This is a genomic window from Solimonas flava DSM 18980 (assembly GCF_000426685.1).
Taxonomy (GTDB): Bacteria; Pseudomonadota; Gammaproteobacteria; order Nevskiales; family Nevskiaceae; genus Solimonas; species Solimonas flava.
Window position 1 is genome coordinate 476,039 of the sequence record NZ_AUFV01000003.1, and the last position, 12,845, is coordinate 488,883.

Consider the following 12,845-nt stretch of genomic DNA (forward strand, 5'->3'; position numbering starts at 1 on the left):
CGGCGATCGCGCTTGCAGCCAAGGCCGCGCGCTCGTGCCGGCGCTACAGTCGCGCTCAAAGCGCCGCGTCTTCGCACGCAGGCGCGCCAGCCCGAAGAAGAGGGGGAGAAACGATGGACAGGGAAGTCTCGTTCGCGCGCCGCGCGAAGCCGGCCCGGATGGCCGCCGCCGCCGCGCTGCTGACGCTGCTCGCCGCTTGCGGCAGCAGCCCGCCGCCGGCGCAGGGCGGCAGCGCCAGGTGGACCACGCTCGGCACGCGCGCCGAGCCGGCCGCGGCGGCGGCGCCGATCACCGCCAACGCCAAGGCGGTGTGGAGCGACTACGATCCGGCGCCGCTCTATCCGGGCACCAAGACCCTGCCGCTGCAGTACATCACGATGCGCGACGGCGTGAAGCTCGCCACCTACGTGACGCTGCCGGCCGATGCCGACGGCAACGCCGTCACCGAGCCGTTGCCGGTGGTGCTGGTGCAGACCAGCTACAACGGCGCCGCCGGCAGCGTCGTCAGCGCGATCGGCGGCGCCGATCCGTACATCGTCGAGCGCGGCTACGCGACGGTCGTCGTCGACGTGCGCGGCACCGGCCAGTCGCAGGGCGAGTGGGAGGCGTTCGGCGCGGAGGAGCAGGCCGACTACGCCGAAGTCGTCGACTGGGTGACGAAGCAGTCGTTCAGCGACGGCCGCATCGGCGTCTACGGCGTCTCGTATCTCGGCATCACCGCGATCATCACCGCCGCGCAGGGCCATCCCGCGGTCAAGGCGGCGTTCCCGATCGTGCCGATCGGCGACGGCTACCGCGACATCGTCTTCACCGGCGGCCAGGTCAATCCGACCTTCATCCCGATCTGGCTCGGCCTGGTCTCGGTGCTCGGCCTGACCAATCCGACGCTCATCACCGACCCGGCGACCGGCATTCCGGCGACGCTCGAGCATCTGCTCAGTGCCGTCACCAACTTCCAGGTGCCGACCATCCTGCGCGCGCTGGCCGGCGTGCCGGAGACGGCCTACGACGGCGACTTCTGGGCGGTGCGTTCGCCGCTCGAAGCCGACGGCGAGATCCGCGTGCCGACCTTCGTTGTCGGCGGCCTGCACGACCTGTTCCAGCGCAGCGAGCCGATCAGCTACGAACGCATCAAGCGGCACGCGCCGGCCAAGCTGCTGATCGGGCCGTGGACGCACCTCGAGGCGGCGTTCGGCGCCGGCCTGCCGGCCGACGGCGTGCCGCCGCTCAATCACATCCAGCTGCAGTGGTTCGACCAGTACGTGAAGGGCATGAAGGTCGGGGCCGAGCGCCTGCCGAACGTCACCCAGTACGTCACCGGCTATGAGCACTACGCGACGGCGAGCGACTGGCCGCATCCGGACGCGCGCGCGCAGCGCCTTTACCTGCGTGGCGACCGGAGCCTGAGCGAGGAGGCGCCGGCCGCGGACGAGAAGTCGAACACCGTCCTGCAGTTGCCGATCGAGGGCCTGTGCTCGATCAGCACCTCGCAGTGGACCGCCGGCATCCTCGGCTACCTGCCGCTGCCGTGTTTCGAGAACAGCAACACTGCCGAGACGCTGTCGGTGAAGTACGAGACGCCGCCGATGGCGGAGGACTACTACCTCAACGGTCCGATCCAGGCCGACATCTGGATGTCGACCAGCGCGCTCGACGCCGGTCTGTCGGTGCGCGTCGACGACGTCGACGAGAACGGCATCGCCAAGTCGCTGAGCAACGGCATCCAGACCGCCTCGCTGCGCGCCGTCGACGCCAGCCGCTCGCGCACGCTCGACGGCCAGATGATCCAGCCCTGGCATCCGTACACGCAGGACTCGGTGCAGGACGTCGGTTCGGGCAACGCCGTGCTGGTGCCGGTCGAGATCTTCGCGACCAGTGCGCTGATCGCCAAGGGTCACAAGCTGCGCGTCGCCGTCGGCGCCAGCGACCTGCCGCAGGGCGTGCCGCCGATCCCGACGCTGCTGCAGTCGCTGGTCGGCGCGCTGACCCTCTACAGCGACGCCGAGCACCCGTCGAGCGTGGTGCTGCCGGTGGTGCCGGCGAGCGCGCTCAACTGAAAGCGCCGCGCCGCCGCTGCCGCGAAACCCGCCGTCCGGCGGGTTTCTTTTTTTGCGCCGGCGCACATCGCGCCGACGACTGTGAAGCATCTGGCGGATCAGGGCCGCCGCATGCGCTTAAGGTCGCGGCGGTCAAGCCGATGGAGGTCGACGATGCTGCGCAAGACAATGGGAGGACTGCTGCTGGCGCTGCCGCTGGCGGCGACGGCGGCGCCGGTGGTCAAGCCGGGTCTGTGGAAGTCGGAGCAGACGCTCAACGGCGAGCGCAGCACCGAGCATGACTGCGTGACGCCGGAGGAGGCGCGCAGCGCCAACAACTTCGTCAAGGATTTGCCGAAGGGCTGTACGCTGAGCAAGGTCCGCGACGACGCGCGCGTGCTCGCCTACGACTACCAGTGCCAGAGCGCCGAGCAGAGCGGCAAGGGCCAGGTCGAGATCAAGGTCGACGCGCCGACCCACTACGTCATGCGCTACCGCTTCGACGGGCAGACGCGGATCGGCAAGGACGTCACGCCGGTCCGGCTCGACCTGCAGGCGGACAGCCGCTGGGTCGCGGCCGACTGCGGCGAATACGCCGACGACGACAGCGGTGACGATGGCGACGAGTAGCACGGCCGTACGGCGCGCAACGAAAAAGCCGGGCGATGCCCGGCTTTTTCACGTCCGCTTGCGACCCTTCAGGCCGTGCGCGCGTGGCGCAGGCGGCGCTGCTCGACGCAGGCGGCGAGGTGGCGCAGCAGCTCGGCGGTATCGTCCCAGTGGATGCAGGCGTCGGTGATCGACTGGCCGTAGCACATGTTCGGCCCGATGTCCTGGCGGCCCTCGACGAGATGCGACTCGATCATGCAGCCGATGATGCGCTCGTCGCCGCCGGCGATCTGGTGGCCGACGTCATGGCCGACGACGATCTGCCGCTTGTGCTGCTTGCTCGAATTGGCGTGGCTGAAGTCGATCATGACCTGCGGCCGCAGACCGGCCTTGGTCAGCGCCGCGCAGGCGGCGTCGACGCTCTTGGCATCGTAGTTGGTGCCGGCGCTGCCGCCGCGCAGGATGATGTGGCAGTCCTCGTTGCCCTTGGTCTCGAAGATCGCCACGTGGCCTTCCTGCGTCAGCGACAGGAAGCGGTGCGGATGCTTGGCCGACATCACCGCGTCGACCGCGACCTTCACCGAGCCTTCGGTGCCGTTCTTGAAGCCGACCGGGCAGGAGAGCGCCGAAGCCAGCTCGCGATGCAGCTGCGACTCGGTGGTGCGCGCGCCGATCGCGCCCCAGGCGACCAGATCGGTCAGGTATTGCGGCGTGAGGATGTCGAGGTACTCGACGCCGGCCGGGATGCCCATGTCGTTGAGCTTGAGCAGCAGCTCGCGGCCGACGCGCAGGCCCTTGTTGATGTCGAAGCTGTCGTTGAGGTCCGGATCGTTGATCAGGCCCTTCCAGCCGACCGTGGTGCGCGGCTTCTCGAAATAGACGCGCATCAGGATCAGCAGATGCTTGTCGAGCTGCGCGCGCAGCGTCCTGAGCTTCTCGGCGTACTCGACTGCGGCTTTCGGGTCGTGGATCGAGCACGGGCCGACGATCACCAGCAGGCGATCATCGCGGCCGTAGAGCACGTCCTGGATCTCGCGGCGCGCGTTGAAGGTCGTCTGCGCGGCGTTCTCGCTCGCCGGCAGTTCGGCCTGGACCTGCGCCGGCGTGGAGACCGGACGGATCGACTGGATTCGGGTGTTTTCGGTGACGAGACGCATGACGCGAACCTGCTTGAAACCTACATCGGGGCGCCGATGCTAGCAGGTTCGCGCGGACGCTGGGTGTTTCCCCTCAAGGCCGGGCCGGGCACAATCGCCGCCGATCCTTTCTCGCCGGACCGACCGATGCCGACCGACCGCCGTCTGCCGCTGCTGTGCGCCGTGCTCGCTGCCGCTGCCGCCCTGCCCGCCCGCGCCGCCGAGCCTTTCGTGTTCGGCACCTTCAATCAGGCGGCGCTGGCGCGTCACGCGCCGCTGCCGACGCCGCTGGCCGACGTCGGCGGCGGCAGCGGCGCGCGCGTCGCCGTCGACTGGACCAACGAATACGTCGCCGACCAGAACAGCCGCGAGTCGCTGCTGCTCGACGGCGAGAGCGTGCGCGTCGGCCTCGGCGGCCGGCTCGCGTTCGGCCGCTGGCAGCTCGCTGCCGAGCTGCCGCTGCTGTTCACCAGCGGCGGTTCGCTCGACAGCCTGATCGAGAACTGGCACGACTGGTTCGGCCTGCCGAACGGCGGCCGCGAGTACGAGCCGCGCGATCTGTACCGCTACCGCTACGTGCGCGACGGCCAGACCGTGCTCGATGTCGAGGATGGCTACAACGGTCTCGGCGACGCGCGCCTCGGCGTCGCGCGCTGCGGCGACGGCGGCGGCTGCTGGCGGGCGATGCTGCAGCTGCCGACCGGCGACGCCGACCGTCTCGCCGGCGGCGGCCTCGGCGGCGCGCTCTGGTACGAGCAGCCGTACGCGCTCGGCCGTTCCGGCGACTGGAGCGGCGCGCTCGCCGCCGGCGTGTCCGCGGTGCGCGCCGACGGTCCGCTCGAAGACCAGCAGAAGACGCTGATCCCGTTCGGCTGGGCCTCGCTCGGCTACGCGCTGACGCGCACGCTCGACGCCGGCGTGCAGCTCTACCTGCACGGCCCGCTCTACGACGACTCCGATCTCGACGCGCTCGCGCAGATGGGCGGCCAGCTCGCGTTCGGCTTCCGCTACCGGCCGACGCCGAACGTCTCGGCCTGGCTCGGCCTGCAGGAAGACATCATCACCGAGTCCTCGCCCGACTTTTCGATCCACGTCGCTGCCGACTTCCGTTAGGGCCTGCCAGGGCCAATGGCGTCGCTGTGGTGCCGCCGGGCGAGCCGCAGGCCCCGGGTCGCGTTCAGGGGGAAGGCGCGGAGCGCGCATCGGGGTGCTTGCCCGAGACGCGTTCCGCAACGCTGCACGGCGGCTCGCCGGGCGGCATCCCGAAGGCAGCGGCCCACGAACCGAGGCCTGCCGCATCGCCGGCCGCTCGCTTCGCGAACGGCCTCGTCGCTCCGGTACGACCGGTCCCGGTCGCTTCTCGTGCCTCGTGCCTCGTGCCTCGTGCCTCGTGCCTCGTGCCTCGTGCCTCGTGCCTCGCGCCGCGGCAGAGCGGACGCGGCCCCGGCGACGCCATTGGCGTGAACCCCCGCGCGCGCAATGCCGCGCGGCCGCCCGGATCGGGAAGACGATGCCTCGAACCGGCGCAAGCCGGGCGCGACGCTCGGTGCCGGACTGCCGCCGCGAACGTGCGGCGCGCCGAGTACCGCTTGCGGCGGCGCCTGGCAACGCCGTGATCCGTGACCCCTGGCGTGCCCGGCTTGTCGCGGCGCGAGGCGGACGCGTCGGACGCGCGCCAGCGGCGGCCGGCGGCCGCGCGCCGAAGCGCCGTGCGCGCGGTGCATGTGTGACCTGCCGGCGGCGTGTCGTCGATGCGGCCTGACTCAGATCATTGACAGTCTCGCGTGCGGATCGCACCTTTGCATGCATGGCCGAGCTCACGACGCAAGCCAGCGGAACCGTCGCCGCCGTGCGCAGTGGCATTGTCGACGTGCGCTTCGAGACCGGGCTGCCGGCGCTTGAGGAAATGCTGCGCGTGGCCTGGGATCAGCCGCAGATTCTGCTGCTCGAAGTGCAGGCCCATCTCGACGGGCGCACGGTGCGCTGCGTGGCGCTGCAGGACACGCATGGCCTGAGCCGCGGTGTCGCGGTCCAGCGCAGCGGCGGGCCGCTGCGGATGCCGGTCGGCGAGGCGGTGCTCGGGCGTCTGCTCGACGTCGCCGGCCAGCTCGGCGACCGCGGGCCGGCCCTGCCGCAGGACGTGCCGTACTGGCCCGTGCACCGCGCCGCGCCGCCGCTGGCCGCGCGCACGCTCGGCACCGAGCTGTTCGAAACCGGCATCAAGGTCATCGACCTGCTCGCGCCGCTCGCGCACGGCCGCAAGGCGGCGATGTTCGGCGGCGCCGGCGTCGGCAAGACCGTGCTGGTGATGGAGCTGATTCACGCGATGGTCGACCGCTATCGCGGTCTGTCGGTGTTCGCCGGCGTCGGCGAGCGCTCGCGCGAGGGCCACGAGCTGCTGCTCGACATGCGCCGCTACGGCATGCTGCCGCACACGGCGCTGGTATTCGGGCAGATGAATGAGCCGGCCGGCGCGCGCTGGCGCGTCGCGCTGTCGGCGCTGACCATCGCCGAATACTTCCGCGACGAGCGCAAGCAGAACGTGCTGCTGCTGATGGACAACGTGTTCCGCTTCGTGCAGGCCGGCGCCGAAGTGTCCGGTCTGCTCGGCCGCCTGCCGTCGCGCGTCGGCTACCAGCCGACGCTGGCGCCGGAAGTCGCGGCCCTGCAGGAACGCATCGCCTCGGTCGCCGGCGCCTCGATCACCGCGATCGAGGCGGTCTACGTGCCGGCCGACGATTTCACCGACCCGGCGGTGACCACGATCGCCACCCACCTCGACAGCCAGATCGTGCTGTCGCGTGCGATGGCGGCGGAAGGCATGTATCCGGCGGTCGATCCGCTGGCGTCGACCTCGGTGCTGCTCGACCCGGTCGTCGTCGGCGAGGCGCACTACCGGATCGCCGAGCGCGCCCGCGAGACCATCGCGCGCTACCGCGACCTGCAGGACGTGATCGCGCTGCTCGGCATCAACGAGCTCGGCGCCGAGGACCGCCGCATCGTCGGCCGCGCGCGCCGCCTGCAGCGCTTCCTGACGCAGCCGTTCGCGGTGACCGAGGCCTTCACCGGTGCGCCCGGACGCTCGGTCGCGCGCCAGGACACGCTGGCCGGCTGCCGCGCGATCCTCGACGGCGAATGCGACGACTGGGCCGAAGGCTCGCTGTACATGGTCGGCACGCTCGACGAGGCGCGCGACCGCGAGCAGCGGGCCAAGGTCGCGGCATGAGCCACGCGCCGCTGCGTCTGTCGGTGAGCAGCCTCGGCGCACTGCTGGTCGACGCCCAGCCGATCGTCGCGCTGCGCGCCGAAGACGCCAGCGGCGCTTTCGGCATCCTGCCCGGCCATGCCGATTTCCTCACCGTGCTCGACGTCGGCGTGCTCGGCTGGCGCGAGGCGGACGGTCGCCAGCGTTATTGCGCGGTGCGCGGCGGCGTGCTCACCGTGCGCGGCGGCGTGCAGCTCGACGTCGCGACGCGCGAGGCGATCGTCGACGACGATCTCGAGCGACTCGAAAGCACCGTGCTGCGGCAGTTCCACGAACACGACGATGCCGATCGCCGCGCGCGGACCGAGACCGTGCGCATGGAACTGCGCGCGGTGCGCGAGCTGCTGCGCTATCTGGAACCGGCCGAGGCCGGCGCGCCATGAGCACGGACGACCGCGATGCCGACCGTGACGACGCGCTGCTCGGCGGCGTGCGCCGGCGCAGCGCGCGGCACCGCAGCTGGCTGCGCGACGGTGAGCCGACGCTGGTGCGCCAGTTCGCGCGCGTCGGCGTGCTCGGCTGGCTGATCGTGGTGCCGGCCCTGCTCGGCGCCTGGCTCGGCCACCTGATCGACGCGAAACTGGGTGGCGGCGTGTTCTGGACCGCGCCGCTGCTGCTGGTCGGGCTGGCGATCGGCTGCTGGTCCGGCTGGAAATGGATGCATCGACCATGAACCTCGCCCCGCTGCCGTCCGCCGTCGGGCTCGGCGCCTGCGCCGCGCTGGGCTTCGGCCTCGGCTGGGCGTACTTCGCGCTGCTGCGCTGGAACACCGCGCTGTACCTGCGCGGGCGCCGCCGCGGCCTGGCGCTGGTGCTGCAGCTGCTGCGCTTCGCGGTGCTGGCGCTGGTGCTCTGGCAGCTCGCGCGCATCAGCGCCTGGGCGCTGCTCGCGGCTTTCGCGGGCTTTCTCGTCGCGCGCGTGCTGGTGCTGCGCGGAGCGCGCGCATGATCGTCTCGCCGCTGGCGTCCGAGGCGCTGTTCCATATCGGCCCGCTGCCGATCAGCGCCCAGGTGCTGACGACCTGGGCGATCATGGCCGTGCTCGCCGGCGGCAGCTGGCTCATCACGCGGCGCCTGAGCGTGGCGCGGCCATCGGTGGCGCAGGCGCTGGCCGAAAGTTTCGTCGAGGCGGTCGAGGCGCAGATCCGCAGCGTGATGCGCACCGAGCCGGCGCCGTACCTGCCGCTGGTCGCAACGCTGTTCCTGTTCATCCTCGTCGCCAACCTGTCGTCGCTGGTGCCCGGCAACGAGGCGCCGACCGCGCATCTGGAAACCGACGCGGCGCTGGCGGTGATCGTGTTCTTCTCCGTCATCGTCTTCGGTGTCCGCGCGCGCGGCTGGCGCGGCTATCTGCGCAGCTTCGCCGACCCGAGCTGGGTGATGATTCCGCTCAATCTCATCGAGAGCCTGACGCGCACCTTCTCGCTGATGGTGCGTCTGTTCGGCAACGTCATGAGCGGTGCCTTCGTGATCGCCATCGTGCTGTCGCTGGCCGGCCTGCTGGTGCCGATTCCGTTCATGGCGCTGGAAGTGCTGACCGGCGTCATCCAGGCCTACATCTTCACCGTCCTGGCGACGGTCTTCATCGGTGCCGCGATCAGCGAGGAAGGCGCCGAACCCCCCGCAGCCGCAACCCCGAGGCCCGAAGCATGAGCGCATCCGAGTGGATTCCCCTGGTCAGCATTCTCGGCGCCGTGCTCGCCGTGTCGTTCGGCGCGATCGGCCCGGCGCTCGCCGAAGGCCGCGCCGTCGCCGCGGCGATGGACGCGATGGCCCGCCAGCCCGAAGCGGCCAACACCATCTCGCGCACGCTGTTCGTCGGTCTGGCGATGATCGAGACGATGGCGATCTACTGCCTGGTCGTCGCCCTGCTGCTGCTGTTCGCCAATCCCTTCGTGCACGGATGAACATCGACTGGTCGAGCCTGGCCCTGCAGACGATCAACGTCGTCGTCCTGCTGTGGCTGCTGTGGCGCCTGCTCTACAAGCCGCTGCGCGGTATCGTCGCCGAGCGCCGCGCGGCGGTGACGCAGACGCTCGACGCGGCGCAGGCCGCGAAGGACCAGGCCGAGGCCGCGCGCGCCGCGCTGGAGCAGCAGCGCACGGCGCTCGACGCCAGCCGCGCGCAGGTGCTGGCCGACGCGCACAAGCAGGCCGAAGACGAGCGTGCGCACGTACAGCAGCAGGCCGCGCAGGAGGCCGATGCGCAGCGCAAGACGCTGCAGGCTGCGCTCGAACGCGAGCGCCGCGAGGCGACCGTCGCCGTCACTGCCGAGGCTTCGGCGCTGGCCGTGACGATCGCCGGGCGCCTGCTCGCGCAGCTGCCGGCGGCGACCGTGTTCGAAGCCTTCCTCGACCGCGCCTGCGCCGAACTGGCGCGCCTGCCGGAGGCGCAGGGCTTCGCCGCCGGCGACGACGTCGAATGCGTCAGCGCGCAGCCGCTCACCGAGGCCGACGAGGCGCGCGTGCGCCAGCGTCTCGCCGCCGCGCTCGGCGCGGCGCCGGCGCTGCGCTTCCGTACCGACGCGGCGCTGCTGGCCGGGCTCGAGCTGCACCTGCCGCACGCGCAGGTGCGCAGTCACTGGGCACGCGATCTGGCGCGCGTGCTCGACGCGCTGCAGCGTGATGCCCGCGCTGTCTGACGCGCTTGCCGGCTGGCGCGCGCGCGCCGAGGCGCTGGTCGGGCGCGTGCCGCTCGGCGTCGAGGCCGAGGCGATCGGCCGTGTGCGCTCGATCAGCGACGGCGTGGCGATGATCGAGGGCCTGGCCTCGGTACGGCTCAACGAGCTGCTGCGCCTGCCGGGCGAGCGCATGGCGTACGTGCTGACGCTGGAGACGGACCATGTCGGCTGCGTGCTGCTCGACGCCGAGGAAGGTCTGGGCGCCGGCGACATCGTGCGCGGCAGCGGCGAGGTCGTGCGCGTGCCGGTCGGCCCCGGCCTGCTCGGCCGCGTCGTCGATCCGCTCGGCCGCCCGCTCGACGGCCGCGGCCCGATCGTGGCCGAGCGTCACGACCCGGCCGAGCGGCCGGCGCCGCCGATCATCGAGCGCGATCTCGTCAGCCAGCCGGTGCAGACCGGCATTCTGGCGATCGACGCGCTGTTCGCGCTCGGCCGCGGCCAGCGCGAGCTGATCATCGGCGACCGTGCGCTCGGCAAGACCGCGATCGCCACCGACACCATGATCGCGCAGCGCGACAGCGATCTGATCTGCGTCTACGTCGCGGTCGGCCAGAAATCCTCGTCGACGGCGCGGGCGATCGAGGCGATTCGCGCGCACGGCGCGCCGCAGCGTACGGTGTTCGTGGTCGCCGGCGCCGCCGACGCGCCGGGCCTGCAATGGCTGGCGCCGTTCGCCGGCTTCACCATCGCCGAGTACTTCCGCGACCGCGGCCAGCATGCGCTGGTTGTGGTCGACGATCTCGGCAAGCACGCCGCCGTGCACCGCGAACTGGCGCTGCTGACGCGCCAGCCGCCGGGCCGCGAGGCCTATCCGGGCGACATCTTCTACGTGCATGCCCGCCTGCTCGAGCGCGCCGCCAAGCTGTCGGCCGAAAAAGGCGGCGGCTCGCTGACCGCGCTGCCGATCATGGAGACCGAGGCCGGCAATCTCAGCGCCTATATTCCGACCAATCTGATCTCGATCACCGACGGCCAGATCGTGCTGGCCAGCAAGCTGTTCTACGCGGGCCTGAAGCCGGCGGTCGATATCGGCCTGTCGGTGAGCCGCGTCGGCGGCAAGACGCAGAATCCGCTGCTGCGCCGCGCCGCCGGTTCGCTGCGGCTCGACTACGCGCAGTTCCTGGAGCTGGAGGCGTTCACGCGCTTCGGCGCCACCGTCGATGCGCGCGCCCAGGCGCAGATCACGCGCGGCCAGCGCATCCGCGCGGCACTGGTGCAGGCGCAGTACGCGCCGCTGTCGCTGGCCGAGGAGATCGCATTGCTCAGCGCGCTGCAGGCCGGCGTGCTCGACGCGATCGCCGTCGAGCGCGTCGCCGCTTTCCGCGCCGCGCTGCCGGGCTGGCTGGCCGGTGCCGGCCAGCGCTTTGCGGCGGCGATCGACGCCGGCGCGCTCAACGACGCGCTGCTGGCCGAGATGATCGCGGCGCTGCGCGCGCTCGCCGCCGGACTGGCGGCCGCATGAGCGAGCGCTACACCGAACTCGAAGCGCGCATCGCCGGCGTCGAGCAGTTCGGCACCGTGGTGTCGGCGCTGCGCGGCATTGCCGTCACCTATGCCCAGCAGGGCCGCCAGCGGCTGGCCGGGGTCAGCCGCTATGCCGACACCGTGGCCGAGGCGATCGCGCTGGCGCTGAGCCTGCAGGCGCCGGCCGCGGCGGTGCCGCCGGCGGCGCGGCGCGGACCGCCGGCGCTGCTGCTGTTCTGTGCCGAACAGGGTTTCGCCGGCGCGTTCAGCGAGCAGGTCTTCGATGCCGCGCCGGACGCCGCGCAGTCGCCGCTGCTGGTGGTCGGCCGCCGCGGCCTGCGCGTCGCCGCGGCGCGCGGCCTGACGGCGGCCTGGTCGGTGCCGATGATCGCGCAGCCGGACGGCGTCGCCCGGCTCGCCGAGCGCATCGCGCTGGAGCTGGTGCGCCGCGTCGGCGGCGGCGAGACGGTGCGCGCCGAGATGCTCTACACGCAGCCGGCCGAGCGCGGCGGCACGCGCGTCGAGCGCCGCTCGCTGTTGCCGCTGGACCTGCGCCGCTTCGGCGCCGTGCGCCGCGGTCCGCCGCCGCTGATCCAGCTGCCGCCGGCCCTGCTGCTGCGCCGCCTCGCCGAGGAATACCTGCGTGCCGAACTGGCTTCGGCGATCCTGCACAGCTTCACCGCCGAGAACGTGGCGCGGATGACGGCGATGAGCGCGGCGCGCGACAACATCGACAGCCGCCTCGACGCGCTGCAGCGCGAGGCGCGCCGCGCGCGTCAGGACGAGATCACCTCGGAGCTGATCGAGTTGGCGGCCGGCGCCGAGGCGCAGCGGACGCCGGCCTGAGCCTCAGGCGAGATCGAACAGCAGCAGCTCGGCGGCCGCGTCGGCGCGCAGTTCGAGCGCCGCTTCGCCTTCGAGCGTCAGCGCGTCGCCGGCTTGCAGGTGCCGGCCGCCGGCCTCGACGCTGCCGCGCGCGACGTGCAGGTAGTAGCGGCGCTTCGGGTCGAGCGTCTGCTGCAGCGTGGCGCCGGCCGCCGGCCAGGCGATGTGCAGCCAGGCGTCCTGATCGATATGGAACGGCGTGTCGGCGCCGCGCGGACCGACCACGGCCGCGAAGCCGCGGCGCAGCGTCTCGTCATCGAGCGGCGCCTGGCGGTACGAGGCCGGCTTGCCGGTCACCGCCGGCTCGATCCAGATCTGCAGCAGGTGCAGCGGCTCGCGCGCCGACGGGTTGACCTCGCTGTGCTGGATGCCGCGGCCGGCGCTCATCACCTGCAGCTCGCCGTGGCGCAGCACGCCGACGCCACCGGTCGAGTCGCGGTGGCGCAGCTCGCCGCCGAGCACGTAGGTGATGATCTCCATGTCGCGATGGCCGTGCGGCGGAAAGCCGGCGGTCGGCGCGACGCGATCCTCGTTGATGACGCGCAGCGCGCCGAAGCCCATGCGCTGCGGGTCGTGGTAGCTGCTGAACGAGAAGCTGTGATGCGCATCGAGCCAGCCGTGCTCCACATGGCCGCGCTCGTTGCCGGGTCTGACGCCGATCATCTGTTTTCTCCGGATACCGTGATCGGCGGACGGCTGGGCGCCGCCGCCGGAATGTGAGCAAAATAAGGGCGTGGTCCCCGCTGCAAAATCGGAATGTTTTGACCGGGT

14 protein-coding genes are annotated in these 12,845 nt (G+C 71.8%); 12 read left to right on the forward strand and 2 right to left on the reverse strand.

What is annotated here, in order from left to right:
* The first annotated feature begins 113 nt into the window (after positions 1–113).
* Entirely contained in the window at positions 114–2,057 is a 1,944-nt protein-coding gene (locus K343_RS0107310) for a CocE/NonD family hydrolase (protein ID WP_245585137.1), read from the forward strand.
* 153 nt (positions 2,058–2,210) lie between these two features.
* Positions 2,211–2,666, forward strand: coding sequence for a DUF3617 domain-containing protein (locus K343_RS0107315; protein ID WP_161628865.1), 456 nt, complete (start codon positions 2,211–2,213; stop codon positions 2,664–2,666).
* Positions 2,667–2,734: 68 nt separating this feature from the next.
* On the opposite strand, the gene K343_RS0107320 is transcribed toward K343_RS0107315, so the two are convergent.
* Positions 2,735–3,802, reverse strand: a complete 1,068-nt coding sequence (locus K343_RS0107320; protein ID WP_028007506.1) for a 3-deoxy-7-phosphoheptulonate synthase — start codon at positions 3,800–3,802, stop codon at positions 2,735–2,737.
* A gap of 126 nt (positions 3,803–3,928) precedes the next feature.
* On the opposite strand from K343_RS0107320, the gene K343_RS23305 reads away from it, so the two are divergent.
* From K343_RS23305 to K343_RS0107370, 10 genes are all read left to right on the forward strand, one after another.
* Positions 3,929–4,894 (forward strand): DUF3187 family protein, encoded by a 966-nt coding sequence (locus K343_RS23305; protein ID WP_028007507.1) that lies wholly within the window; start codon positions 3,929–3,931, stop codon positions 4,892–4,894.
* A gap of 694 nt (positions 4,895–5,588) precedes the next feature.
* Positions 5,589–7,007, forward strand: a complete 1,419-nt coding sequence (gene atpD, locus K343_RS0107330; protein ID WP_028007508.1) for a F0F1 ATP synthase subunit beta — start codon at positions 5,589–5,591, stop codon at positions 7,005–7,007.
* Positions 7,004–7,429: a F0F1 ATP synthase subunit epsilon gene (locus K343_RS0107335; RefSeq protein ID WP_028007509.1), complete on the forward strand. Its 426-nt coding sequence runs from the start codon at positions 7,004–7,006 to the stop codon at positions 7,427–7,429. The genes atpD and K343_RS0107335 overlap by 4 nt, the downstream gene beginning before the upstream one ends.
* Positions 7,426–7,719, forward strand: a complete 294-nt coding sequence (locus K343_RS0107340) for an AtpZ/AtpI family protein (RefSeq protein ID WP_028007510.1) — start codon at positions 7,426–7,428, stop codon at positions 7,717–7,719. Before K343_RS0107335 ends, K343_RS0107340 begins: the two co-directional genes overlap by 4 nt.
* Positions 7,716–7,994: an ATP synthase subunit I gene (locus tag K343_RS0107345; protein ID WP_084615750.1), complete on the forward strand. Its 279-nt coding sequence runs from the start codon at positions 7,716–7,718 to the stop codon at positions 7,992–7,994. Before K343_RS0107340 ends, K343_RS0107345 begins: the two co-directional genes overlap by 4 nt.
* On the forward strand, positions 7,991–8,698 hold the full coding sequence (locus tag K343_RS0107350; protein ID WP_028007512.1) for a F0F1 ATP synthase subunit A: 708 nt from the start codon (positions 7,991–7,993) through the stop codon (positions 8,696–8,698). Before K343_RS0107345 ends, K343_RS0107350 begins: the two co-directional genes overlap by 4 nt.
* Positions 8,695–8,952, forward strand: a complete 258-nt coding sequence (locus tag K343_RS0107355; protein ID WP_028007513.1) for a F0F1 ATP synthase subunit C — start codon at positions 8,695–8,697, stop codon at positions 8,950–8,952. Before K343_RS0107350 ends, K343_RS0107355 begins: the two co-directional genes overlap by 4 nt.
* Positions 8,949–9,686 carry a F0F1 ATP synthase subunit B family protein gene (locus tag K343_RS0107360; protein ID WP_028007514.1) on the forward strand — a complete coding sequence of 246 codons (738 nt, stop codon included), beginning with the start codon at positions 8,949–8,951 and terminating at the stop codon, positions 9,684–9,686. Before K343_RS0107355 ends, K343_RS0107360 begins: the two co-directional genes overlap by 4 nt.
* Positions 9,670–11,187, forward strand: coding sequence for a F0F1 ATP synthase subunit alpha (locus tag K343_RS0107365; protein ID WP_028007515.1), 1,518 nt, complete (start codon positions 9,670–9,672; stop codon positions 11,185–11,187). The genes K343_RS0107360 and K343_RS0107365 overlap by 17 nt, the downstream gene beginning before the upstream one ends.
* The gene (locus K343_RS0107370; protein ID WP_028007516.1) at positions 11,184–12,035 is read left to right on the forward strand and encodes a F0F1 ATP synthase subunit gamma; all 852 of its coding nucleotides are present in this window, start codon (positions 11,184–11,186) and stop codon (positions 12,033–12,035) included. The genes K343_RS0107365 and K343_RS0107370 overlap by 4 nt, the downstream gene beginning before the upstream one ends.
* Positions 12,036–12,038: 3 nt before the next feature.
* Here the strand turns inward: K343_RS0107370 and K343_RS0107375 are convergent, their stop codons facing one another.
* Positions 12,039–12,737, reverse strand: coding sequence for a pirin family protein (locus K343_RS0107375; protein ID WP_028007517.1), 699 nt, complete (start codon positions 12,735–12,737; stop codon positions 12,039–12,041).
* Positions 12,738–12,845 lie beyond the last annotated feature (108 nt).